This is a genomic window from Streptomyces sp. bgisy159, assembly GCF_057707805.1.
Genome location: NZ_JBYIQX010000012.1, coordinates 29,674 through 52,643, shown reverse-complemented (window position 1 = coordinate 52,643; position 22,970 = coordinate 29,674). Strand labels below are relative to the sequence as shown.

Below are 22,970 nucleotides of genomic sequence, written 5' to 3'. Positions count from 1 at the left end.
CCGCTCGTCGCGCCCGGTGGGATGGAGGCATGGCAACGACTGAGGGACCGCTGAACGGCAGGACGGCGCTCGTCACCGGCGGCAGCCGGGGGATCGGGGCGGCCACGGCACTGCGTCTCGCGCGGGAGGGCGCGGACGTGGCACTGACCTATGTGAACGGCAAGGACGCGGCGCTGGACGTCGTACGGGCCGTGGAGGCCCTGGGCCGGCGGGGGGTGGCCGTGCGGGCCGACTCCGGCGACGCCGAGGAGGCCGCAGGTGCGGTGGACCGGGCGGCGGACGCGCTGGGCGGGCTCGACGTGCTGGTGAACAACGCGGGAGTCGGGGTGCTCGGCCCGCTGGAGGACCTGACGCCCGCCGACGTGGACCGGGTGCTGGCCGTGAACGTGCGCGGGGTGTTCCTCGCGTCCCGGGCGGCAGCCGGACGGATGGGCGACGGCGGGCGGATCGTCACCGTCGGGACCTGTATGACGCAACGGGTGCCCGGGCCCGGCGGAACGCTGTACACGATGAGCAAGTCGGCCCTGGTCGGACTGACCAGGGCACTCGCCCGGGAGCTGGGCGGGCGGGGCATCACCGCCAACATCGTGCATCCGGGGCCGACGGACACGGACATGAACCCGGCGGACGGCCCGTACGCGGCCCCGCAGGCGGCGATGACCGCGCTCGGGCGCTTCGGCACGGCCGAGGAGGTCGCCTCCATGGTGGCGTACCTCGCGGGCGCGGAGGCGAGGTACGTCACCGGGGCGGAGTTCTCGGTGGACGGGGGGCACGCTGCGTAGCCGTCCGTCCGTCTCCCGGCCCGTCCCCCGCCCACGGTACGGAACGCACCCGCGCGGGTGACCGCTCGGCGCCGGCCGGGCAACCGTGAGAGGCCGGCCCGGGAGCTGGAGGCCGGGCGACCTCGGGCTGGGGGCGTCGGCCGGGGGACGTGCCGGGGGCGGGCCCGCCGCCGAGTCGCCGGGGGGCGGGCCCGGGGCGGTCAGCCGCCGAGTTCCTGGTCGCGGGCCGACAGGCGGGCGGCGCCCTCGTCGGTGAGGGAGCCGTGCAGGCGCAGGCGGGAGATGCCGCCGTCGGGGTAGATGTCCACGCGCGCGTGGGTGCCGACGACCGGGGTCGGCAGGACGAAGCGGTGGTTGGTGTCGGGCTGGAGGCGGGTGCGGGGAAGGACCTCGCGCCACTCACCGGCCCCGCCGCCGTCGACGTCCTTGACCGACACCGACGCCCAGCCCGCGCTGTTGCCCTTGAGGTACGCCGTGTCGATCTCGATCGCCCGGATCCGCGCCTGCACGGCCAGGCGGTAGCGGATCCAGTCGTTGCCCCGGTCGCGGCGGCGGCGCGTCTCCCAGCCGTCGTCCATCTTGCGGGAGCGGCCCGGCTGGATGGTGTTGCCGGCCGGCGAGTAGAAGCGGTCGGAGGCGTCCTCGACCTGGCCCCCGTTCTCCAGCGCGGCCACGTCGAAGGTGCCGAGCGCCGCGAGCCACCGGGGGTCCGGCACGACCTCGCCGTGCACGCGCAGGCGCGCGATGCCGCCGTCGGGGTGCTGGTTGACCCGCAGGTGGGTGAAGCGCTGCTCGGCCGACACGGCGAATCCGTTCGCCGCGTGGCCGCCGACCGGGGTGCGCGGCACCAGCGTCGTCCACTTGACGTCGTCGGCGAGCAGTTCCTCCGGGGACGGCGAGCCGGGCACGCAGGCCCCTTCGACGGACACGGCCTGCGGGTAGTTGCCCCGGAAGTGGGCCGTGTCCACCACGATCCCCCGGACCACGCCCGGGGCGCCGAGGCGGATCAGTGCCCAGTCGTGGTCGTCTGCGGTGGGCCACGGGTGCTCGGCTGAGACGCCTCGCCGCCGCCGGGTCTCCCAGCCGTCCATGATCTTGCCCTTGTGCCCGAAGTGCTCGGGGTCGAACTCGGCGCGCTCCGGCACCAGCAGGTTCTCACGCTGGGCGAAGAACTCGTCGTTGGCGGCGATGACACCGGCGCCGAGCCGGCGGTCGGCGAGGTCGGCGTACTGGGTGAAGGGGAAGTCGGCGGTGCGGTAGTCCGCGTACGGGTCGCCGCCGCCGTAGGGGTTCGCGTCGCCGGTGAAACTCGGTATCGCCGTCACGGGGATCAGGGGTTCCTTTCGGGTTCGGCCCGCTGCGGGCGCGGGGACTCAGGAGGTGCGGTGGAGCAGCCGGCCCTTCGGCTCGGTGAACTCGCCGTCGGCGGCGATGCGTTCGCCGCGCAGCCAGGTGGACCTCACCACGCCGTACAGGGTCCGGCCGGCGTACGCCGTCACGCGGTTGCGGTGCTGGAGTGCCGCCGGGTCGACGGTGAAGGTCTCGTCGGGGGCGAGGACGGCGAAGTCGGCGTCGCGGCCCGCCTCGATGGCGCCCTTGCGGTCCAGGCCGACCAGTCCGGCCGTGCGGGACGACATCCACCGCACGACGTCGGTGAGGTCGTGACCGCGTCGGCGGGCCTCGGTCCACACGGCCGCCAGGCTCAGCTGCAGCCCCGAGATACCGCCCCAGGCGGTCGCGAAGTCGTCGGTCTTCAGGTCGGCGGTGGACGGCGAGTGGTCGGTGACCACGCAGTCGATGGTGCCGTCCGCCAGTGCCTGCCACAGCAGGTCCTGGTTGGCCGCCTCGCGGATGGGCGGGCAGCACTTGAACTCGCTGGCGCCGTCGGGGACTTCCTCCGCGGTCAGGGTCAGGTAGTGCGGGCAGGTCTCGGCCGTGATCCGCACCCCCGCGGCCCTGGCCTCGGCGATCAGCGGCAGCGCGTCGCTGGAGGACAGGTGCAGCACGTGCACGCGCGCGTTCAGGCGCCGGGCCTGGGCGATGAGCGCGGCGATCGCGGTGTCCTCGGCGTCGCGCGGGCGGCTGGCGAGGAAGTCGGCGTACCGGGGGCCGCCCTGCTGCGGGGCGGCGGCGAGGTGGTGCGGGTCCTCGGCGTGCACGATGAGCAGTCCGCCGAAGTCCGCGATCTCGGCCAGGGACCGGGCGAGCCGGTCCTGGTCGAGGTGCGGGAACTCGTCCACTCCGGAGGGGGACAGGAAGGCCTTGAAGCCGAAGACCCCGGCGTCGTGCAGCGGGCGCAGGTGCTTGACGTTGTCGGGCAGCGCGCCGCCCCAGAAGCCGACGTCGACGTGTGCCTTGTCGGCGGCGACCGCCTCCTTGGTCCGCAGGTGCTCGACCGTGGTCGTCGGCGGGAGGGAGTTGAGCGGCATGTCGACGAGGGTGGTGATACCGCCGGCCGCCGCGGCGCGGGTGGCGGTCCAGAAGCCCTCCCACTCGGTGCGGCCGGGGTCGTTGACGTGCACGTGGGTGTCGACCAGGCCGGGCAGCAGGACGTCGTCGCCCAGGTCCTCCAGGCGGGCGCCGGCGGGTACCTCGGCGTCGTGTCCGAGCACGGCCGTGATCTCGCCGGCGGAGACGGTGACCGTGGCGGGCCGCATCCCCTCCGGGGTGATGACGCGCGTCGAGCGCAGCACCAGTTCAGCGTCGGACACCCGGACCCCTCTCTGCCGCCGTTGACTTCCACGTGACGGAATTCAACTTTCTGTTGAAGGAGTCTTCACTCCCTCCGGGGGCCCGTCAAGGGGCACACTCTCCACCATGCACCGCTGACGCGAACTCTGGACGTTTCCACAAGGCGGAATTAGACTTCCACAAGGCAGAACGTAGTTACGTACCAACCGGGAGTCAACCGACTGCCGGGTAGGCTTCTGCCCTCCCGTCAGTCCCGAAAGGAACGCGCCGTGCCGACGTCCAGCGCCAGCACCACCGACTCCGCCCGGTCCGCCGGCGGAGGCGTCCAGTCCCTCGAGCGCGCCTTCGATCTTCTGGAGCGGATGGCCGACGCGGGCGGCGAGGTGGGGCTGAGCGAGCTCTCGGCGAGCAGCGGCCTGCCGCTGCCGACCATCCACCGTCTGATGCGCACCCTCGTGGCCTGCGGTTACGTCCGCCAGCAGCCCAACCGCCGGTACGCGCTGGGGCCGCGCCTGATCCGCCTCGGTGAGTCGGCGGCCCGGCTGCTGGGCACCTGGGCCCGGCCACACCTGGCGCGGCTGGTGGAGGAGACCGGCGAGACGGCGAACATGGCACTGCTGGACGGCGACGAGATCGTCTATGTCGCCCAGGTGCCGTCGAAGCACTCGATGCGGATGTTCACCGAGGTCGGGCGACGGGTGCTGCCGCACTCCACGGGCGTCGGCAAGGCGCTGCTCGCCTCGTTCCCGGACGAGGAGGTACGCGCCCTGCTGGGCCGCACCGGGATGCCGGCCGCGACCGAGAAGACGATCACCACGCCCGACGGGTTCCTGGCCGCACTGGGCGATGTGCGCCGGGCCGGGTACGCGGTGGACGACAACGAGCAGGAGATCGGCGTGCGCTGCCTCGCGGTCCCGGTGCCCGACTCCCCCACCGCCGCGGCCATCTCCATCTCCGGCCCGGCGGGCCGCGTCACCGAGGCCGCCACGGAGAAGATCGTGCCGGTGCTGCAGCAGATCGCGGCCGAACTGTCCGAGGCCCTGGCCGGCCAGCACCAGCTCTGAGGCACCCGGCCCGAGCCGAACCGGCACCCGGCCCCGCCCGGGCGGCACTCACTCGAGTCGACACCGAAGCCCGCCGCACCACCCCGCCACCGCGACCCCGCACCTCGCGCGCACACGACGGCGCGCCCGACCTTCCCGGCGGGCGCGCCGATCGCCGGTCCGGCGGCATCCTGGCGGGCGCGCCGATCCGCCGCCTTCCCGGCGGGCGCGCCGCCCCGCTACCGTCCGTGCGGTTCGCCGAACAGGTCCACCGCCGCGCGGACCTCCGACAGCCCCGGGGACAGGGCGCTGACGGAGCCGATCGCGCCGGCGATGACCAGTAAGGAGCGGCGCAGCCGGGGGATGTCGGGGACGCCGTCGATCATCATCGCGGCCAGCGTCGCCAATTCGTCCTCGGCGATGGCGCGGTCCGGGAACTCCGCCGGGTGCGCCGCGAGTTGGCGGCGCAGCCGGGACACGGCGACCCGCAGTCCCGCCACTCTCGGATCCTTGTCGCTGCCGGTCACTGGCCTCTGCCCCAAGCTCCGCAACACAGCTCCCGCCCCCTCGCACGTCCTTGTGCGCGAGTCCGTCGTCTCCCGCCTCGCCGCCCCGTGACGGCGCCCGGCCGCCGAGGGACGCGGGTCAGTAAACGCCACCCCGCGCCACCGCGCCACAGCCGTGACGGAAATTCAGCCGCGGGAGACCGTCACGGCCGGCCCGGCCGGGGTAGGCAGGGAGAACGACCATCGACGAGGACGGCACATGACGCGTTGCGAGGACCAGGTCACCGGGCTGCTGCTGGCGGCCGGCGGCGGGCGGCGGCTCGGAGGACGCCCCAAGGCGCTGTTGCAGCACCGGGGCCGCCCCCTGGTGGAGCACGCGGTGGGCGTGCTGCGCGCGGCGGGCTGCGCGCGCCTGCACGTGGTGCTCGGAGCCGCCGCCGGCACCGTACTCGAGCGCGCGCGGCTCGACGGCTGCGCGGTCGTGACGAACCCGGACTGGGAGCAAGGCATGGGGTCGTCGCTGCGGGCCGGGCTCGACTCGCTCGCCGAAAGCGGGGCGCGGGCCGCGCTGGTGCTGCTCGTGGACCAGCCGGGCATCGGGGCGGAGGCGGCGGGACGGGTCCTCGCCGCGTACCGGGACGAGACCTCGCTGGCCGCGGCGTCCTACGAGGGGGTGCGCGGGCATCCCGTGCTGTTCGGGGCGGCCCACTGGGCCGGCATCGCGGCGAGCGCCACGGGGGACCAGGGGGCGCGCGCCTATCTGCGGGCACACGCGCAGGACGTCCGGCTCGTGGAGTGCGGGGACGTGGCCCGGCCGTACGACATCGACACCGAGGCGGACCTGAGCCACCTTGAGTGAGCGCGGTGGCACCGAGAGCCACCTTCCCTCGACCCGGAGAATCTCGACATCAACAAATCATTGAAGTTCCACAATGAGGAAACTACTATCCACTGATCAGAAGCGCCCGACCGAACCGCGGGCGCCAAAAGTCCCCGTTCGTACCTCTCGGCACCCGGTGCCACCGCTGAAGGAAGTGACAGCTCATGTCCGCACCAGCGCCGTCCCCGCTGGCCATCGTCGACGCCGAGCCCCTGCCCCGGCAGGAAGAGGTCCTCACCGACGCGGCACTGGCCTTCGTGGCCGAACTGCACCGGCGGTTCACGCCGCGCCGTGACGAACTCCTCGCCCGCCGGGCGGCGCGCCGCGCCGAGATCGCCCGCACCGCCACGCTCGACTTCCTCCCGGAGACCGCCGCCATCCGCGCGGACGACTCCTGGCGGGTCGCCCCCGCCCCCGCCGCGCTGAACGACCGGCGCGTCGAGATCACCGGCCCCACCGACCGCAAGATGACCATCAACGCCCTCAACTCGGGGGCAAGGGTCTGGCTCGCGGACTTCGAGGACGCCTCCGCGCCGACCTGGGAGAACGTCGTCCTCGGCCAGCTCAACCTGATCGACGCCTACACCCGCAGCATCGACTTCACCGACCCCGGGTCCGGCAAGACGTACGCCCTGCGCCCGGACGACGAGCTCGCCACCGTGGTCATGCGGCCCCGCGGCTGGCACCTGAACGAGCGTCACCTCCAGGTCGACGGGCAGCAGGTCCCGGGCGCCCTGGTCGACTTCGGCCTGTACTTCTTCCACAACGCCCGCCGCCTGCTCGACCTCGGCAAGGGCCCTTACTTCTACCTCCCGAAGACGGAGTCCCACCTGGAGGCCCGCCTCTGGAACGACGTGTTCGTCTTCGCGCAGGACCACGTCGGCATCCCGCAGGGCACCGTCCGCGCCACCGTCCTGATCGAGACGATCACGGCCGCGTACGAGATGGAGGAGATCCTCTACGAACTCCGGGACCACGCCTCCGGGCTGAACGCCGGCCGCTGGGACTACCTGTTCTCCATCGTCAAGAACTTCCGTGACGGCGGCGCCGAGTTCGTCCTCCCGGACCGCAACGCGGTGACGATGACGGCCCCCTTCATGCGCGCCTACACGGAGCTGCTGGTCCGCACCTGCCACAAGCGCGGCGCGCACGCCATCGGCGGCATGGCGGCGTTCATCCCGTCCCGCCGGGACGCCGAGGTCAACAAGGTCGCCTTCGAGAAGGTCCGCGCCGACAAGGACCGCGAGGCGAACGACGGCTTCGACGGCTCCTGGGTCGCCCACCCCGACCTGGTGCCGATCGCCATGGAGTCGTTCGACCGGGTCCTCGGTGACAAGCCGAACCAGAAGGACCGGCTGCGCGAGGACGTGCACGTCGAGGCCGCGGACCTGATCGCCGTCGGCTCCCTGGAGGCGAAGCCGACGTACGCCGGTCTCGTCAACGCCGTGCAGGTGGGCATCCGTTACATCGAGGCCTGGCTGCGCGGCCTCGGCGCCGTGGCCATCTTCAACCTCATGGAGGACGCGGCCACCGCCGAGATCTCCCGCTCGCAGATCTGGCAGTGGATCAACGCGGGCGTCGAGTTCGAGAACGGCGAGAAGGCCACCCCCGAGCTGGCCCGCAAGGTCGCCGCCGAGGAACTGGCCGCCATCCGGGAGGAGATCGGCGCGGAAGCCTTCGCCGCCGGCCACTGGCAGCAGGCCCACGACCTGCTGCTGCAGGTGGCGCTCGACGAGGACTACGCGGACTTCCTCACCCTGCCCGCGTACGAGCGGCTCACGGGCTGACGCAGGGCGGGCCCGACCCACCCGGACGGTCCGAGTGGCCCAGGGGTCTGCCCGGGGCCACTCGGTCGCGTACGGCCCGCTTGACCGCGGTGGGCTCCGGGAAACCCTGCTCGCGGCGGTCCCACACCACCTCGCCGTCGACGCGGACGACGAAGACCCCGCCCGTGCCGGGCTTGAGAGACAGCTCCGTCAGCTCGGTCTCGAAGGTCGTCAGCAGCTCCTGCGCCGGCCAGGCCGCCCTGGGCAGCCGGCGGCACTGGGTGCAGTACTCGATCTGTACGGCCGCGCTCATCCCAGGTGCACCGACCAGTCCTGTTCGGCCGCCGGCCTGCCGTGCAGGTCGGGGACGCGCTTGAGCCAGTCCGGGCGGCCCCGCTGGGAGCGCGCCGCACGCCGGGCGTCCTCGGCGGCCAGCTCCTCCCGGGCGGGGAAGTCGGTGGGCAGCCAGGCGGCGGAGGCACGCACGCGCGCGTGGAGATGATCCACGTACGCCGCCCGGACGTCGTCCGGAGCCGTGGCCTCCTCCTCCCCGGCGAGCCAGGCGTCCGGGACGCACTGCGTGACCGAGCGCAGCAGCTCGGGCGTCACCCGGGGCGCCAGCTCGGCGTCGGCGGCCCGCACGTCGGGGCCGTAGGAGCCGAGGGCGTGATGGCGGAAGTCGTAGGCCTTCTCGGGGTCGGAGGCATCCCAGCGGTGGTGGAAGACCAGGGCCGCGCCGTGGTCGATCAGCCACAGGCGCGGGGGGACCGTCCCCAGGGTCGGCCAGATCATCAGATTGGTGCTGTGGACCGTACGGTCGACGTTCGCGGTCAGGGCGTCCAGCCAGACGATCCGGCCGGCCTCCACCGGGTCCACGGGGAAGGTCCCCGCGCTCTCGGGGGTGAAGTCGCGGGCGCCCGGCAGATAGTCCATGCCCAGGTTGACGCCCGCGCTGGCGGCATGCAGCTCCCGCACCTCCTGGTGCGGCTCGTGCGCGGCGATCGCCGGGTCGAAACGCACCAGCACCAGCTCGGGGAAGCGCAGCCCGAGCGCCCGGGCCAGCTCCCCCACGATCACCTCGGCGACCAGCGCCTTGCGCCCCTGGGCGGAGCCGGTGAACTTCACGACGTACGAGCCGAGGTCGTCGGCCTCGACGACGCCGGGGACGGAGCCGCCGGAGTGCAGGGGCTCGATGTAGCGGGTCGCGGTGACCCTTCTCAGCATTTCCTCACCTCTCCCGCCGTCGACCTTGCGATCCAGGGCGAGCCTCGGAGGTGTCCCACAGCGGGAACTGCCCGTCACCAGCGCTGGGGAGAATCCGGGGAGTTTCGACCGGCATGCAGATCTCCCCGCCTCCCCAGCAGTTCGTCCGTGGCCGTCCCGGCCCCTTGCTTCCGGCCTACAGCATGAAGTGACCATAGTAACCGGGGGTTGATGGTCGGCGAGGAGTGCCCGGGCCGCCGAGCCGCAGTCACCACGGATTCTCCCGCCTCCTGCGTTGTCCCGGTACCACCCAGCACCGCCCGCGGGCCGGATCGCTCCAGGGCGTCGGCCGCGCAGAGCTTCGTCGGACGCCGGCGGAAGTGCGCGGGACCGCACCCGGCTTCGTCAGGCGCTCCCGTGCGTTCAGGTACCGTCGCGCGGCGGGTAGACGGTGAGGGCACCGTGCGCGGTCAGACGGGTGGCCAGGTCATCCGGCTGGTCGCGCAGCGTGGTGTCGAGGAAGGCGAGCGAGGCGGCGGCGGTGATGTGCGGTCCCTCGGTGCGGCCGCGTGATCCGACGATCGACTCCACCGGGGGGAGGTAGAGCGGGGCGTCGGTGAACGTGAGGTGCGCCGCGCCGGGGACGCTGAGCCGGTAGCTGGTCGCACCGCTCAGGGCGAGCACATGGGTGAGGCGGGGGATGTAGTCGGGGTCGATGTCCTGGTGGACGTCCTGGGTCAGCGCCAGCACCGGCTGCGGGAAGGGCTGCGCGTCGGGGTCGTGCGGAAAGCCGTCGAGGTCGATGACGGCATCGAACCGGTGGTCCTGACGGGCCGCCTGCAGGGCGGCACCTCCGCCGAGGGAGTGACCTGCGACGGCCACTCGGCCGGTGTCCATGCGCCCGCCCACGGGGCCCGGTATCTCGCCTCGGGCGACACGGTCCAGCTGGGTGAGGACGAAACCCAGGTCGGCGGCGCGGACCGCGGTCCACTTGACCGCCAGCGCTTCGTCACGGTCGGCGTCGCCCGTGGCGGTGACCTTCGTGCGAATGGTCCGGCCGTCGGCGAGGACGACGGCGGCGGAGTCGTAGGGGTGGTCGAGGGCTGCGACGACGTAGCCGTGGCTGGCCAGTTCCTGCGCCCATGCCGAGTTCTGGGTGCGCACTCCGCCCAGTCCCGGGGAGAACACCACGACCGGGAAGCGTCCGGTGCCGTCGGCCACCGGCGCGTCGGCCACCGCGTGGGTACGGGCGCGGGGCAGGCCGTCGAGCAGGAAGCCGGGCATGCCGACGTAGTCGGCGAGGGCATCGGAGACGATGTCCGCCTCGCGGTCCGTGCGCCCGAGGTAGCCGGCACGTCGCGCATCCGTCGGGTTCTTCCGCGCCGGGTACCACAACTGCACCACCACGGTGCGCCGGTCCTCCCCGTCGGGGGTGGCGTCTTCGGGACGGTCGGCGTCGGTCCACTGCACGACGCTGGTGCCCACGGCGAAGGGGCCGGACGGCGCCGGGAACGCCGGCACGGGAAAGGCCCAGGAGGCGGCCGGACCGACCGCGACCAAACACAGGCACGCCAGTGACACCGGCAGCGCCGCCCACCACCGAGTCCTGCGCGGCGGCCGGCCGCCGCGCGTGCGCAGCTCGGCTGCGACGGCGAACGGCAGGACGAGTGCCGCGCCGGCCAGGACGGGCACCATCTGCCAGCGCACCGGACCCCACACCAGTGCGATGCCGGACAGCAGCACCAGCACCGAGGCACCGAACGCGGTCGGGCGACGCATCCGCTGGGGAAGCCAGCGGGCCGTCACGAGCGCGGCGGCACCTGCCACAACCACGGTTTCCAGGAGGGACATGTGAAGACCCGGCAGTGTCTCAGTCACACCGTCATGCTGGATGCCCGACTGCCGTCCCCACATCAAACCCAGGTCGCGACCATGTGCGACCTGAGGTTGACGGGCCGTCGTCCCAAGGCGGTGCGGATGCGCTCGCGCAGATCGAGACGGTCGGCGGGTTCGCCCGCCGGGCGTACTCGTTCTCGATCGCGTCCAGGGCGGTGACCGAGGAGGTGTCCCGGATGTGGGCGTCGGAGACCCACGGGCAGTGGATCACCTCGGCGGGCTCTCCGGTAACGTCGGGCTATGAGCCATCCGCACCCCGAACTCAAAGCCGCACCGCCGCTGCCCCACGGAGGGCTGAGGGTCACCGCCTTGGGCGGTCTGGGCGAGATCGGCCGCAACATGACGGTCTTCGAGCATGCCGGCAAGCTGCTGATCGTGGACTGCGGTGTGCTGTTCCCGGAGGAGAACCAGCCCGGCGTGGACGTGATCCTGCCCGACTTCACCTCGTTCAGGGACCGCCTCGACGACATCGTGGCCATCGTGCTCACCCACGGCCACGAGGACCACATCGGCGGCGTGCCCTATCTGCTGCGGGAGCGGTCGGACATTCCCGTCGTCGGTTCGAAGCTCACCCTGGCCTTCCTGGAGGCCAAGCTCAAGGAGCACGGGATCAGGCCCCGCTCGGTGCGGGTACGCGAGGGAGACCGGCGTGGCTTCGGCCCCTTCGACTGCGAGTTCGTGGCCGTCAACCACTCCATCCCGGACAGCCTCGCGGTGGCCCTGCGTACCGCGGCCGGGCTGGTGCTGCACACCGGTGACTTCAAGATGGACCAGTTCCCGCTGGACGACCGGATCACCGACCTGCGTGCCTTCGCCCGGCTCGGCGAGGAGGGGGTGGACCTGTTCCTCACCGACTCCACCAACGCCGAGGTCCCCGGCTTCACCACCTCCGAACGCGAGCTGAACCCCGCGATCGAGCAGGTGATGCGCACCGCGCCGCGCCGGGTCATCGTCTCCAGCTTCGCCAGCCACGTGCACCGCATCCAGCAGGTCCTGGACGCGGCCCACGCGCACGGCCGCAAGGTGGCCTTCGTCGGCCGCTCCATGGTCCGCAACATGGGCATCGCCCGCGACCTGGGGTATCTGAAGGTCCCCTCCGGCCTGATCGTGAGCACCAAGGAGCTGGAGAAGCTCCCCGACCACAAGATCACCCTGGTGTGCACGGGCTCCCAGGGGGAACCGATGGCCGCCCTGTCCCGGATGGCCAACCGCGACCACCAGATCCGCATCGGCAAGGGCGACACCGTCCTGCTCGCCAGTTCCCTCATTCCCGGCAACGAGAACGCCATCTACCGGGTGATCAACGGCCTGACCCGGTGGGGCGCCAACGTCGTCCACAAGGGCAACGCCAAGGTGCACGTCTCCGGCCACGCCAGCGCCGGGGAACTCGTCTACTGCTACAACATCGTCCGCCCTCGCAACGTCATGCCGGTCCACGGCGAGTTCCGCCACCTGCGGGCCAACGCCGACCTCGCCATCCGTACCGGCGTGGATCCCGAGCGGGTCGTGATCGCCGAGGACGGTGTCGTCGTCGACCTCGTCGACGGCCGTGCCTCCATCACGGGCAAGGTGCCCGCGGGGAACGTGTACGTGGACGGCATGGAAGTCGGCGGCGCCACGGAGGCGTCCCTCAAGGACCGTCTCACCCTCTCGCAGGAGGGCGTCATCACGGTCGTGGCCATCGTCGACGCCGACACCGGCGTCCTCGCCGAGGCCCCCGACTTCCTGGCGCGCGGCTTCGTCCACGACGAGACCACCTTCGAACCGGTCATCCCCGTCATCGAGAAAACGCTGGCCAACGCGGCTCAGGAAGGCGTCGGCGACGCCCACCAGCTCGAACAGCTCATCGCCCGCGCCGTGGCGAACTGGGCCTTCCGCACGCACCGCCGCAGGCCGCTGATCATCCCCGTCATCATCGACGCCTGACCGGGCCACCCCCGCAGCAGCACACCGAAGGGCCGGAGAAGGGGAACGGATGGGCCTGCGTTTCGAGGAGATCGACTGGCGGCGGACACCGATCGGTGAGATCAGTCTGCGCCGCCGCCGCGACCCGGTGTCGGGCGAGGACGTGTACGAGGTGAAGCTCGGCGACGAGTTCCTGATGTCCAGCCTCTTCACCACCGGCGAGGTCGCGCTCGCGGAACGGGGCCTGGCGGAACTGCCGGACACCGGACTGGACGTGGTCGTCGGCGGCCTCGGGCTCGGCTACACCGCCCGGGCGGCCCTGGACGACCCCCGGGTGCGCTCACTGACTGTGATCGACGCGCTCGCCGAAGTCATCGACTGGCACCAGCGGGGCCTGGTGCCCCTCGGGACCCGGCTGTCCGCGGACGCCCGCTGCCGCCTGGTCCACGGGGACTTCTTCGCGCTGGCCGCCGACCCCCGCGGTCTGGACCCGACCGAGCCGGGCCGCCGCTTCCACGCCGTCCTGCTGGACGTCGACCACTCACCGCGCCATGTGCTCCACCCCCGCCACGCGGCGCTCTACCGGCCGGCCGGGCTCCGCGCCCTCGCCGGACATCTTCACCCTGGCGGGGTGTTCGCCCTGTGGTCGAACGATCCCCCGGACGAGACGTTCACCTCCGCCCTCACCGAGGTCTTCGCCCGAGCAGCGGCCCATGTCGTCGAGTTCGACAACCCCCTGCAGGGCGGTACCTCGGCCAACACCGTCTATGTGGCAGGCACGGAACCGGGCACACCGTAGGCGGAGCTCGGCTGTGCGGCGCGGCCGCGCACGTACGGCGGTACAGCCGCTCCAGGTGGTACCCCGGCGCGTGGGGCGGGGAGGCCGACAGGGCGGAACCGGAGTCTCCCTCGCTCGGTCACCTTGCGTCCGGGAGCGAGCATGATGACCGAGCGAGACAGCCGGGGAGGACGATCCGGGCCGTCCGGACCCGGCGGCGGACTGCCGCAGCAGCCCGCCGCTCGCTCCCGCGGACCCCGCCCAGAGGCGTCGTGGGGTCCGCTCCGGGACGTCGCGGGGTCGCTCAGGGACGTCCCGGGGCCCGCTCAGGCATGGTCGGTGAAGCGCTCCCAGACACGGTGGGAGGCCATCAGCCGGCTGAGCTGTTCCAGCGTGGCCGTCGCGCCGTCGCCGACGATCACGCCGGGTGCGTCGGCGGGCACGGCCGCCGCCTCCAGGACCGTCTCGCCGCCCGCCCAGGCGCCGATCGCCTTGCCGTGCCGGAACGCCTCGGACAGCAGCAGGCCGACGCGCGGGTCGTGCGTCCCCTGGCGCGCGCCCGCGGCTCCGGCCTTGGCGTCCCGGGCCCCGTGGGCGTCGCCGCCCAGGCCGGGCGGGCCGGCGAGCAGCAGAGCATCGAACTCGACGGACCGGGCGGTGACGAAGGTCCGCTGAACGGTCAAGGGCCCGTCGTCCGTGTTCAGGGTGCCGCCCGTCGGCGCGACGACGAGCGGCACCATGCCGGCCCGCAGGATCGCTTCCCGCACGGCGCGCACGCCGTCGAGGTCGCCGCCGGGACCGGTGACGATGCCGACGACGCGCCCGTCGGTGGGCCAGGTCCGCCCGACCTGGGACAGGGCCGGGCTCGGCTCCACCTCGGCGAGCGGCACGGTGGGCTCCGGCGCCGGCAGACCCAGCCCCTCGGCGACCTGGGCGCACAGGTCACCGTCGATGTTGGCCAGTACCTGCAAGGCGCGCTCCTTGACGGCCTGCTCGTAGCATTTGCCGAGTTCGAAGGTGTAGGCGCCGATGATGTGCTCGCGTTCGACCGGGCTCATGCTCAGCCAGAACCGGCGGGCCTGGCTGAAGTGATCGGAGAAGGACTCCGGCGCCTCGCGTACCTTGGCCGCCTCCGGGACGCGTACCGGCGCCTCGACGTACGCCGCGGTGTCCGCTCCGGCGGTGAAGGGGCAGCCGCCGTCCAGGGAGTTGGGCCGGTAGGGGGCGACCCCGCGGTGGACGGCCGCCTGGTGCATGCCGTCGCGCAGCATGTCGTTGACGGGTGCGTGCGGGCGGTTGATGGGCAGCTGGGGGAAGTTGGGCCCGCCGAGCCGGGTGATCTGGGTGTCGAGGTAGGAGAACAGACGCCCCGCGAGCAGCGGATCGTCGGTGACGTCGATGCCGGGAACGAGGTGACCGACGTGGAAGGCGACCTGTTCGGTCTCGGCGAAGTAGTTCGACGGGTTGCGGTCGAGGGTGAGCAGCCCGATGGGCTGCACGGGTGCGAGTTCCTCGGGCACGAGGTTGGTGGGGTCCAGCAGGTCGATACCCTCGAACGTCTGGTCGGGGGTGTCGGGGAAGGTCTGGATGCCGAGTTCCCACTGCGGGTGGGCGCCCGCCTCGATGGCGTCGGCGAGGTCCCGGCGGTGGAAGTCCGGATCGACACCGTTGATGATCTGCGCCTCCTCCCACACCAGGGAGTGCACGCCGAGCTTCGGCTTCCAGTGGAACTTCACCAGCGTGGTCTCGCCGGCGGCGTTGACCAGGCGGAAGGTGTGGACTCCGAAGCCCTCCATCGTCCGGTAGGAACGGGGGATGCCACGGTCGGACATGTTCCACAGGGTGTGGTGGGTCGCTTCGGTGTGCAGGGTGACGAAGTCCCAGAACGTGTCATGGGCGCTCTGCGCCTGCGGGATCTCGCGATCCGGATGCGGCTTGCCGGCGTGGATGACGTCGGGGAACTTGATGGCGTCCTGGATGAAGAAGACCGGGATGTTGTTGCCGACCAGGTCGAAGACGCCCTCACTGGTGTAGAACTTCGTGGCGAACCCTCGCGTGTCGCGCACGGTGTCGGACGAGCCGCGAGAACCGAGCACCGTGGAGAAGCGCACGAACACCGGCGTCTCCACGTCCTTCGCCAGGAAGGCCGCCTTGGTCACGGAACCGGCCGTTCCGTACCCCCTGAAGACGCCGTGGGCCGCGGCTCCCCGGGCGTGGACGACGCGCTCGGGGATGCGTTCGTGGTCGAAGTGCATGACCTTTTCCCGCAGGTGGTGGTCCTGCAGCAGGACGGGTCCCCGCGCTCCGGCCTTGAGGGAGTGGTCGGTGTCGTGCCGCCGGGTGCCCTGGGCGTCGGTCAGGAACGCACCCGCCTGCGCCACCTGGGCCTGTTCGGCTCCGGTCGGCTGTCCGGTCGGCGAAAGGGTGTCGGGGCCGCTCTGGTCGGGCTTCGGCGGCAGCGGTTCGCGCGGCCGGGTCGGCTCCGACACGGGCGGTGACTGAGGACCGGGCTTGCCGGGGATGCCCTCCGGCGGTGCCGAACCATCGCCTTGAACGGCATCGGTGACCTTCTGAGCCGCCCTTTCGACGGGGTTGGTCTCGCTCATGGATGTCGCTCCTCCGGGATCGCTCACACGGTCCCCCCTGCGTACCCACCCGCGGGGGTCCGAGACAGGCATGCCGGGGTCCGTCGCCGGGAGCTGCAACGCCCGACCGCCGGGAGCCGCAACGACGCTCAGGACACTCATAGCGACTGTCGCTCGGCTGCGCTCCGTCATGGGCGCCCGGGGCGGGGGCGGAGCCCGCCTCGGGCGGCCCCGGACAGAAGGGCCGCGAAGGCCGGGGATGACCTCTCGCGAAGGGGGAACCGGGAGGGGACGAAGCGCCGGGCCGTGAGGTACCCGGCGCTGCCCCTGCCGTGCCGTTCAAGGGAGGCGCCATGCAATCCGGCGATGTCCCCGTCCTGACGAGGATCTCCGAGTCCCGCCAGGCGATCACCGCCACCGACGAAGACGTCCGGGGCCGGAAGGTCACCGACCGCTCGGGCAACGAACTCGGCAAGGTCGGCGACCTGCTCGTCGACGAGGAAGAGCGCAAGGTCCGCTTCCTCCTCGTGGAACACGGAGGGTTCCTCGGCATCGGCGAGAAGAAGAGCTACATCCCGGTCGACGCGGTCGCCGACGTCACCGAGGACCGGGTGCGCATCGACCGGACGCGGGACCAGGTGGCCGAGGCGCCCGCCTACGACCCGGAGCTGGTGGACCACGAAGAGTTCTACGACCGCGTCTACCAGCATTACGGCTACGCCCCGTTCTGGGGCGTCGGCTACGTCTACCCGCCGTTTCCCCGCCTGCCCGGCCAGCCGTCGTGAGTGACGTGAGGGATACGGCCCGGCGGGAGCGCGGGCGGGCCCTTGGGCTGCTGCGCACAGGTGCCGTGGGCGTCGGTGTCGTTCTGACGGCGGTGGCGTGTGGGGACAGTGCCGCCGGGCGGTCGACGCCGACGGCGTCCGCCGCCTCGTCCGGCGTGACCGCTTCGACCCCGACTGCTTCGACGCCGCCTTCGACGTCACCCTCGACGACACCGGCGGCGTCCGGCACGGGCACCGCGGCCGCCCCGCCGGGCTCGCCTTCCGTATCACCGGCCCGTTGCACCCACGACCGGCTCCGCCTGTCCCTCGGCCGTGTCTCGCCCGGCGCGGGCAACCGCTACGCCCCCCTGGTCTTCACCAACACGGGCACGCGGCCCTGTTCGCTCCACGGATATCCCGGTGTCACCCTGCTCGACTCCGCCGGTGACCGCATCGGCGAACCGGCCCGGCGCCGGGGCCCCGACGCCGGGCCCCTCACCGTGGAGCCCGGGGGCAGCGTCTACGCGGCCCTCCACACCGTCGCCCAGGGCGTGACGAACGAGCCCTGCCGGCCTCCCGCCGCACAGGTCCAGGCCTACCCACCGGGATCGACCCGGGCCCTGCGGGCACCGGCGAAATCGTTCCGGGTCTGCGGCGGCGTCTTCGAGGTCGGCGCCGTCGAGCCGGGCAAGCACCCCTGACGTGAGCGGCGTGAGCGGGGTGACTCCGCCTCGTCACTCGCGTTCCAGTTCGTGCTCGGCCGGGTGGATGGTCGCCCGTTCCCTCGCCCGGTCCTCGGGCGCGGGGCGCGTGGCCCACCAGCAGGCCGCGGTCCAGGGTCCGGCCAGGAGCAGCCCGGCCAGCACGTCACTGGGGTAGTGGGCGCCGGCGTACAGCCGCTCGAAGGCCACCGCCGCCGTGATCAGCACGGCCAGCGCCACGGCGGTCAGCCGCCACCCCGTGCGGCGGGTGGCCCGGAAGACGATGATCGCCGTGCACGCCGTGAGCGCCAGGGTGGCGGTGACGTGACCGGAGGGAAAGCTCGCCGTGGGCGGCAGCTCGTCGCTCAGGTGCGGTACGTCGGGCCGGGTCCGGGCGACCAGCGCCACGGTGACCAGGAAGAGGGTGACCTGCCCCACCAGGGCCAGGGCGAGCAGGACGAAGGGCCGCCAGCTGCGGGTGACGGCCACGGCGAGCGGTGCCACGATCGCCACCGCGGCGATGATGCCGGGCGATCCCCCCAGGATGCGCAGTCACTCGGCGACCTGGTCCAGCCAGGGTGTGCGCGCTGCGGCCAGGTCGCGCACCACAGCGCGGTCCCAGCCCGGTGGTCCGGAGCCCGGCCCGGCGTTCTTGACCAGTGCTCCCAGCCCGTAGAGCGCGCCCGCGATGAGCTGCCAGGCCACCAGTAGTTCGGCTCCGGCGACCAGCGGCCGCGGCAGGGCGTGGGCGTGCCGCTCGGGCACCGGCCGCAGTTCCCGGGCCGAACCGAGCACCGGGAGCGCGGAGGGAACGCGGGCACGATCGCCGACATGGCCGCGGGCGTTGCCGGATCCCTGGCGGCGGGGCTGCTCCTCGCCCGGTGGGCCGCCCGCGCCTCCCCCCGGCCGGGCGGGAGCGACGATCCGCCTCGGCCCGAGCGGCCACCGGGCTGAGGTGAGCCTGACTGCCTCGTCAGGCCGGACGGCACTCCAGGACCTCGCCCTGCCTCCCCCGCCGTCGCCCGCCGTCGCCCGTCGTCGTGTCCCTCGCACGGCCGTGGGCCGGGCGTTGCCCGCCCGGCCCGCGGCTGCGGCGTGCCCGATCGTTCCCGGGCCCGGTCGGCGGCTCAGCGGCGCTTCGCGCGCAGGGCGACGGCCGCGGCGGTCGCCGCCAGGGCTAGTGCCGGGGTGAGGCGCAGGGCGCGTCGGCCGAGGGGCGGAGCGGGGCGGGCGGCCGGGTCCTTGGACCTGGTGCGGGCCAGCTGGAGGATCTGCCCCAGGTGCAGGGGGCGGTGTTCCGTCCCGGCGTCCTTCATCTGGGTGCGGCAGGAGAAGCCGTCGGCGACGACCAGGGTGTCGGGGCCGGTGTCGCGGACGGCGGGCAGGAGGGCCTGTTCACCGCACTCCATGGAGATCCGGTACTTGCCGGACTCGAAGCCCCAGGAGCCGGCGAGACCGCAGCAGCCGCCCTGGAGGTTGTTCACCTCCAGCCCCATCTTCTCCAGGAGTTGCTGGTCGGGGCTCATGCCGCCGGTGGCGCGCTGGTGGCAGTGGCCCCACAGCAGCGCCGTCCCGTCGAGCCGGGGCGGCTCGACGCCGAAGGTCTGGAAGAACTCGGCGAAATGGTAGGCGTTGCCGGCCAGTCGGCGGGCGTCGTCGTCGTGGGGCAGCAGCTTGGTGAGCTCGTCCTTGAAGACGGCGAGGCAGCTCGGTTCCATGCCGACGACCGGGGTGCCGGCCCGCAGGTGCGGCCGCAGCACCTCCAGCACGCGGCCGAGGTAGCGCTCGGCGGCGTCCAGGAAGCCGTAGTCGTACAACGGCCGTCCGCAGCACACGTGCTCCTCGGGCATGATGACCCGCCAGCCCGCCGCTTCGATGGCTTCCACGCAGGCCACGCCGACGTCGGTGTGGAAGTGGTTGTTGAAGGTGTCGGGGAAGAGCACCACGGGCCGGCCGGTCGGGTTGGCGGTGCCGCCGCGCCGGGCGAACCAGTCCTGCAGGGTCATCGGGGCGAACTTCGGCAGCGGCCGGTGGCGGTCGATGCCGGCCACGAACTTCGCCAGCCGGGCGAACCCGGGCGTCTGGGTGGCGAAGTTGGCCAGTTCGGGTACGCGCGCGGCGAGCCGGGCCGCCTGGTCGATGAACCCGAAGGCGTAGGCGTGACGCGGGCGCCTGCGGGTGGGCGACTTGTAGTGGTGGTATAGGAACTCCGCCTTGTAGGTGGGCATGTCGACGTTGACCGGGCAGTCGTTGGTGCAGCCCTTGCAGGCGAGGCACAGGTCGAGGGCGTCGAAGACCTCCTCGGACTGCCAGCCGTCGGTGATGACGTCGCCCTTGAGCATCTCGTACAGCAGCCGGGCCCGGCCCCGGGTGGTGTGCTTCTCCTCGCGGGTCACCTGGTAGCTCGGGCACATCGTGGTCTCCGCCTGCGGCACCCGGCACTTGCCGACGCCGACACAGCGCACGGTGGCGTGCGCGAAGTCCCCGCCGTCCTGCGCGTAGGCGAACTTCGTGGGGGTGCGCGGCGGGTTGTAGTCGGTCCCCAGCTTCAGGTTCTCGTCCATGCGGTACGGGTCGACGACCTTGCCCGGGTTCATCTTCCACTCGGGGTCCCAGATCGCCTTGAACTCCCGCATGGCCTGGACGAGTTCCGTCCCGTACTGCTTCTCCAGCAGTTCCCCGCGCTGCTGTCCGTCGCCGTGTTCGCCGGACACCGAGCCGCCCATGCCCACGCACAGGTCGGCGGCCTCCTCCATGAACTGCCGGTAGGTGGCGATCCCGTCGGCGCTGCGCAGGTCGAAGCTGAGCCGGCAGTGGATGCAGCCCTGCCCGAAGTGGCCGTACATGGCGCCGGTGATGCCGTGCCGGTCCATGACCTTGCGCAGTTCGCGCACGTACTGCCCGATCCGGTCGGGCGGCACCGCGGAGTCCTCCCAGCCCGGCCAGTGGTCCTTGCCGTCCGGCGGGAAGGAGGTCGAGCCGAGCCCGCTCTCCCGGATCGCCCACACGTGTTCGCTGGTGCCGCCCTCCTGGGTGCTCTGGGCGATGCGGATGCGGTCGCGGGCGTAGCCCTTGTGGTCGGTGAGCCACCGGACGAACTCGTCGGCCCGGCCGCGGGACTCCTCGATGCGGTCGGCGCCGAACTGCACGAGGAGCCAGGCGCCGCCGCCCAGGCGCGGCAGCTCCTTGAGGTCCTCCGGGTGCATGTGGCCGATCTGCTGGTTGTGGATGAGCTTGTCGTCGAGCGCTTCCAGGCCGATCGGCTTCCAGTGCTCGATGATCTCCATGCAGTGTTCGGCCGCGTCGGCCAGCTCGTCGTACTCGACCACCACCGTGGTGCGCTGGAGCATGGCGGGGGTGAGCATCAGCTCGGAGCGCAGGACGGTCGCGCAGGTGCTCTCGGTGCCGACCAGGGCGCGGGCGACGTTGAAGCCGCGTTCGGGCAGGAGTTCGTCGAGGTTGTAGCCGGAGACGCGGCGGGGCACCTGCTCCGCGGAGCGGAAGCCCGCCCGGATGGCGTCGGCGTACTTGTCGCGCAGGGCGCGCAGGGCGGCGTAGATCTCGCCCTTGCGGCCGCCCTCGGCGATGATCTCGTCGAGCCGTTCCTCCTCGTTCACGCCGACCTCGAAGCGGGCGCCGTCGTAGGTGACGACCTCCAGGCTGTGCACGTTGTCGCTGGTGCGCGGGCCGGGGCCGTACAGCTGGGACTGGACGGAGTGGATGCCGCAGGAGTTGTTGCCGATGTTGCCGCCGATCACGCACCGGGAGTGCGAGGAGGGGTCGGGGCCGAAGATCAGGTTGTGGCGGCCGGTGTGGCGGTTGAGCTCCTCGTTGATGACGCCCGGTTCGCAGGTGACCAGGCGGCGTTCGACGTCCACCGCTCCGATGCCGGTGAGGTACTTGGAGTGGTCGATGACGACGGCCTCGTTGACGGTCTCGCCGGACAGGCTGGTGCCGCCGCCACGGCTCAGGACGGGGGCGCCGAAGCGGTGGCACACCTGGTGGACGGCCACCACGTCGTCCAGGGTGCGTGGCACCACCACGCCGATGGGCACCTGCCGGAAGTTGGACGCGTCCTGGGCGTACAGGCCCAGGGTGCCGGTGTCGAACCGCACCTCGCCGTCGACCGCCTTGCGCAGGGCCCGTTCGAGCTTGCCGACGTCCAGGGTCTGCCGGCCGCGGGGCGGTCCGGCGATGTCCGGATGGGTCTTGGCGGGGATGTCGCGCGTGGTGCGGCGGGTGGGTTTGGCCATCGGGTGCTTCTCTCCTATGGACGAGCCGGGGCGGGCGGGTCCGGCGGACCGGGTCAGGTGGGCCGCGTGCCGTGCACGCGGTAGGGCTCGGCGTCGGCCCATTTGACGTCGAGGCCCAGCCCGGGGCGGGCGGGGTCGGGCCGCAGGGTGCCGTCGGCCGGTGTCAGGGTGCCGTCGAACAGCAGGTGCTCGACCCGTACGTGATCGTGGAAGTACTCCAGGTGCCGCAGCCGGCGTACGGCGCAGAACGCGTGGGCGGAGACCGCCGGCGCGCAGTGGGCGGAGAGGTCCAGGTGCCGGGCCGCCGCGAGGCCGGCGACCTCCAGGACGCCGGTGATCCCGCCGCAGCGGGTGACGTCGGCCTGCAGGCAGTCCACGCCGGGTGGTTCGACCAGGTTGACGAAGTCCCGGGAAGTGAACGCGTACTCGCCTGCGGCGATCTCCAGCCGGTGCGGGCCGCGCTCGCGCAGCATGCGCAGTCCTTCGAGGTCGGCGGAGCTCACGGGCTCCTCCAGCCAGCGCACGTCCCACTCCTCGTGGAACCTGTGGGCCCAGTAGAGGGCCTCCTTGCGGCCGAGTGCCCCGTTGGCGTCGGTGAACAGCTCCGGGCCGTCGCCCAGCGCCCGGCGTACGGCGGTCAGCCGGGCCGGGTCGCGTGCGGGGTCGCGGGACGTCTTGAGCTTCACCCGGGGGATGCCCTGACCGACCCAGCCGGCGAGCTGGTCGGTGAGGCGGTCCAGGGAGTAGTTGGTGAAGCCGCCGCTGCCGTACACCGGGACGCGGTCGTGGAAGGCGGGCAGGAGGCGCACCAGGGGGAGGCCGAACAGGCGCGCCTTGAGGTCCCACAGCGCGATGTCGACGGCGGAGACGGCCATGGCGCCGGCCCCCGGACGGCCGGCGTTGCGGATCTCGGCGCCCATGAGGTGCCACAGGGCGGGCGGGGCGGTGACGTCCCGGCCCCGGACGAGGGACGCGAGTTTCGACTCCACGAAGCGGGCGACGGACACGTCGCCGTAGGTGTAGCCGAGGCCGCTGATGCCGCCCGCGTGCACCCGGACCAGGACCATCGTCGTCGAGTCCCAGTCCAGGGTGCCGTCCTGTTCCCGGCCGTCGGGGCCGTCGGTGGGCACCTCGAAAGCGTGGACGTCGACCGCGTCTACACGGCACTCCACCCGCTCGGCCTCGCCGGCGGCCAGGGTCATGGCGTACTCCCTCGG

19 protein-coding genes are annotated in these 22,970 nt (G+C 72.5%); 8 read left to right on the top strand and 11 right to left on the bottom strand.

Annotated features, from left to right (window positions below; translation table 11 throughout):
* Positions 1 to 29 precede the first annotated feature (29 nt).
* A complete protein-coding gene (locus tag AC3ET3_RS14465; RefSeq protein ID WP_432133763.1) occupies positions 30 to 782 on the top strand; it encodes a 3-oxoacyl-ACP reductase family protein in 753 nt (250 codons plus the stop codon).
* A 200-nt stretch (positions 783 to 982) separates the two neighbouring features.
* Here the strand turns inward: AC3ET3_RS14465 and alc are convergent, their stop codons facing one another.
* Together alc and allB are read right to left on the bottom strand one after the other, a co-directional pair.
* Entirely contained in the window at positions 983 to 2,107 is a 1,125-nt protein-coding gene (alc, locus tag AC3ET3_RS14460) for an allantoicase (protein WP_435612264.1), read from the bottom strand.
* A gap of 48 nt (positions 2,108 to 2,155) precedes the next feature.
* Complete coding sequence (gene allB, locus AC3ET3_RS14455; RefSeq protein WP_432133761.1) at positions 2,156 to 3,493, bottom strand: allantoinase AllB; 1,338 nt, start codon at positions 3,491 to 3,493, stop codon at positions 2,156 to 2,158.
* A 249-nt stretch (positions 3,494 to 3,742) separates the two neighbouring features.
* Here allB and allR point away from each other — a divergent pair, with 249 nt between their 5' ends.
* Entirely contained in the window at positions 3,743 to 4,537 is a 795-nt protein-coding gene (gene allR, locus AC3ET3_RS14450) for an allantoin degradation transcriptional regulator AllR (protein WP_432133760.1), read from the top strand.
* A 218-nt stretch (positions 4,538 to 4,755) separates the two neighbouring features.
* On the opposite strand, the gene AC3ET3_RS14445 is transcribed toward allR, so the two are convergent.
* A complete protein-coding gene (locus AC3ET3_RS14445; RefSeq protein WP_435612263.1) occupies positions 4,756 to 5,043 on the bottom strand; it encodes a DUF5955 family protein in 288 nt (95 codons plus the stop codon).
* 238 nt (positions 5,044 to 5,281) lie between these two features.
* Between AC3ET3_RS14445 and AC3ET3_RS14440 the strand changes: the two genes are divergently transcribed.
* Together AC3ET3_RS14440 and aceB are read left to right on the top strand one after the other, a co-directional pair.
* A complete protein-coding gene (locus AC3ET3_RS14440) occupies positions 5,282 to 5,881 on the top strand; it encodes a nucleotidyltransferase family protein (RefSeq protein WP_435612262.1) in 600 nt (199 codons plus the stop codon).
* A 185-nt stretch (positions 5,882 to 6,066) separates the two neighbouring features.
* Positions 6,067 to 7,689 (top strand): malate synthase A, encoded by a 1,623-nt coding sequence (gene aceB, locus AC3ET3_RS14435; RefSeq protein ID WP_435612261.1) that lies wholly within the window; start codon positions 6,067 to 6,069, stop codon positions 7,687 to 7,689.
* On the opposite strand, the gene AC3ET3_RS14430 is transcribed toward aceB, so the two are convergent.
* From AC3ET3_RS14430 to AC3ET3_RS14420, 3 genes are all read right to left on the bottom strand, one after another.
* Positions 7,679 to 7,981, bottom strand: coding sequence for an Rdx family protein (locus tag AC3ET3_RS14430; RefSeq protein ID WP_432133756.1), 303 nt, complete (start codon positions 7,979 to 7,981; stop codon positions 7,679 to 7,681). The two genes, aceB and AC3ET3_RS14430, sit on opposite strands and share 11 nt — an antisense overlap.
* Positions 7,978 to 8,892 carry a HipA family kinase gene (locus AC3ET3_RS14425; protein WP_432156449.1) on the bottom strand — a complete coding sequence of 305 codons (915 nt, stop codon included), beginning with the start codon at positions 8,890 to 8,892 and terminating at the stop codon, positions 7,978 to 7,980. The genes AC3ET3_RS14430 and AC3ET3_RS14425 overlap by 4 nt, the downstream gene beginning before the upstream one ends.
* 402 nt (positions 8,893 to 9,294) lie before the next feature.
* The gene (locus tag AC3ET3_RS14420) at positions 9,295 to 10,785 is read right to left on the bottom strand and encodes an alpha/beta hydrolase family protein (RefSeq protein WP_435612260.1); all 1,491 of its coding nucleotides are present in this window, start codon (positions 10,783 to 10,785) and stop codon (positions 9,295 to 9,297) included.
* Positions 10,786 to 11,007: 222 nt separating this feature from the next.
* On the opposite strand from AC3ET3_RS14420, the gene AC3ET3_RS14415 reads away from it, so the two are divergent.
* Both AC3ET3_RS14415 and AC3ET3_RS14410 read left to right on the top strand, forming a co-directional pair.
* A complete protein-coding gene (locus AC3ET3_RS14415) occupies positions 11,008 to 12,693 on the top strand; it encodes a ribonuclease J (protein ID WP_432156451.1) in 1,686 nt (561 codons plus the stop codon).
* Positions 12,694 to 12,742: 49 nt separating this feature from the next.
* On the top strand, positions 12,743 to 13,471 hold the full coding sequence (locus tag AC3ET3_RS14410; RefSeq protein ID WP_432133752.1) for a spermidine synthase family protein: 729 nt from the start codon (positions 12,743 to 12,745) through the stop codon (positions 13,469 to 13,471).
* A gap of 305 nt (positions 13,472 to 13,776) precedes the next feature.
* Here the strand turns inward: AC3ET3_RS14410 and AC3ET3_RS14405 are convergent, their stop codons facing one another.
* Positions 13,777 to 16,056, bottom strand: a complete 2,280-nt coding sequence (locus tag AC3ET3_RS14405) for a catalase (protein ID WP_432133751.1) — start codon at positions 16,054 to 16,056, stop codon at positions 13,777 to 13,779.
* A gap of 332 nt (positions 16,057 to 16,388) precedes the next feature.
* On the opposite strand from AC3ET3_RS14405, the gene AC3ET3_RS14400 reads away from it, so the two are divergent.
* Positions 16,389 to 16,820, top strand: coding sequence for a PRC-barrel domain-containing protein (locus tag AC3ET3_RS14400; protein WP_435612259.1), 432 nt, complete (start codon positions 16,389 to 16,391; stop codon positions 16,818 to 16,820).
* Positions 16,821 to 16,975: 155 nt separating this feature from the next.
* Positions 16,976 to 17,500, top strand: coding sequence for a DUF4232 domain-containing protein (locus AC3ET3_RS14395; protein ID WP_435612258.1), 525 nt, complete (start codon positions 16,976 to 16,978; stop codon positions 17,498 to 17,500).
* A gap of 33 nt (positions 17,501 to 17,533) precedes the next feature.
* On the opposite strand, the gene AC3ET3_RS14390 is transcribed toward AC3ET3_RS14395, so the two are convergent.
* The 4 genes from AC3ET3_RS14390 to AC3ET3_RS14375 all read right to left on the bottom strand — a co-directional run bounded on the left by AC3ET3_RS14390 (position 17,534) and on the right by AC3ET3_RS14375 (position 22,955).
* Entirely contained in the window at positions 17,534 to 18,013 is a 480-nt protein-coding gene (locus AC3ET3_RS14390; RefSeq protein WP_435612257.1) for a phosphatase PAP2 family protein, read from the bottom strand.
* A 39-nt stretch (positions 18,014 to 18,052) separates the two neighbouring features.
* Positions 18,053 to 18,295: a hypothetical protein gene (locus AC3ET3_RS14385; protein ID WP_488191828.1), complete on the bottom strand. Its 243-nt coding sequence runs from the start codon at positions 18,293 to 18,295 to the stop codon at positions 18,053 to 18,055.
* Positions 18,296 to 18,627: 332 nt separating this feature from the next.
* Complete coding sequence (locus AC3ET3_RS14380) at positions 18,628 to 21,753, bottom strand: FAD-binding and (Fe-S)-binding domain-containing protein (protein ID WP_435612255.1); 3,126 nt, start codon at positions 21,751 to 21,753, stop codon at positions 18,628 to 18,630.
* 53 nt (positions 21,754 to 21,806) lie between these two features.
* Positions 21,807 to 22,955: an enolase C-terminal domain-like protein gene (locus AC3ET3_RS14375; RefSeq protein ID WP_432133746.1), complete on the bottom strand. Its 1,149-nt coding sequence runs from the start codon at positions 22,953 to 22,955 to the stop codon at positions 21,807 to 21,809.
* Positions 22,956 to 22,970 lie beyond the last annotated feature (15 nt).

Coding starts and splice junctions, on each gene's coding strand:
- AC3ET3_RS14465 (WP_432133763.1), top strand. CDS start 30: ATGGCAACGACTGAGGGACCGCTGAACGGCAGGACGGCGCTCGTCACC.
- AC3ET3_RS14440 (WP_435612262.1), top strand. CDS start 5,282: ATGACGCGTTGCGAGGACCAGGTCACCGGGCTGCTGCTGGCGGCCGGC.
- aceB (WP_435612261.1), top strand. CDS start 6,067: ATGTCCGCACCAGCGCCGTCCCCGCTGGCCATCGTCGACGCCGAGCCC.
- AC3ET3_RS14430 (WP_432133756.1), bottom strand. CDS start 7,981: ATGAGCGCGGCCGTACAGATCGAGTACTGCACCCAGTGCCGCCGGCTG.
- AC3ET3_RS14425 (WP_432156449.1), bottom strand. CDS start 8,892: ATGCTGAGAAGGGTCACCGCGACCCGCTACATCGAGCCCCTGCACTCC.
- AC3ET3_RS14420 (WP_435612260.1), bottom strand. CDS start 10,785: ATGTGGGGACGGCAGTCGGGCATCCAGCATGACGGTGTGACTGAGACA.
- AC3ET3_RS14415 (WP_432156451.1), top strand. CDS start 11,008: ATGAGCCATCCGCACCCCGAACTCAAAGCCGCACCGCCGCTGCCCCAC.
- AC3ET3_RS14410 (WP_432133752.1), top strand. CDS start 12,743: ATGGGCCTGCGTTTCGAGGAGATCGACTGGCGGCGGACACCGATCGGT.
- AC3ET3_RS14405 (WP_432133751.1), bottom strand. CDS start 16,056: ATGAGCGAGACCAACCCCGTCGAAAGGGCGGCTCAGAAGGTCACCGAT.
- AC3ET3_RS14400 (WP_435612259.1), top strand. CDS start 16,389: ATGCAATCCGGCGATGTCCCCGTCCTGACGAGGATCTCCGAGTCCCGC.
- AC3ET3_RS14380 (WP_435612255.1), bottom strand. CDS start 21,753: ATGGCCAAACCCACCCGCCGCACCACGCGCGACATCCCCGCCAAGACC.
- AC3ET3_RS14375 (WP_432133746.1), bottom strand. CDS start 22,955: ATGACCCTGGCCGCCGGCGAGGCCGAGCGGGTGGAGTGCCGTGTAGAC.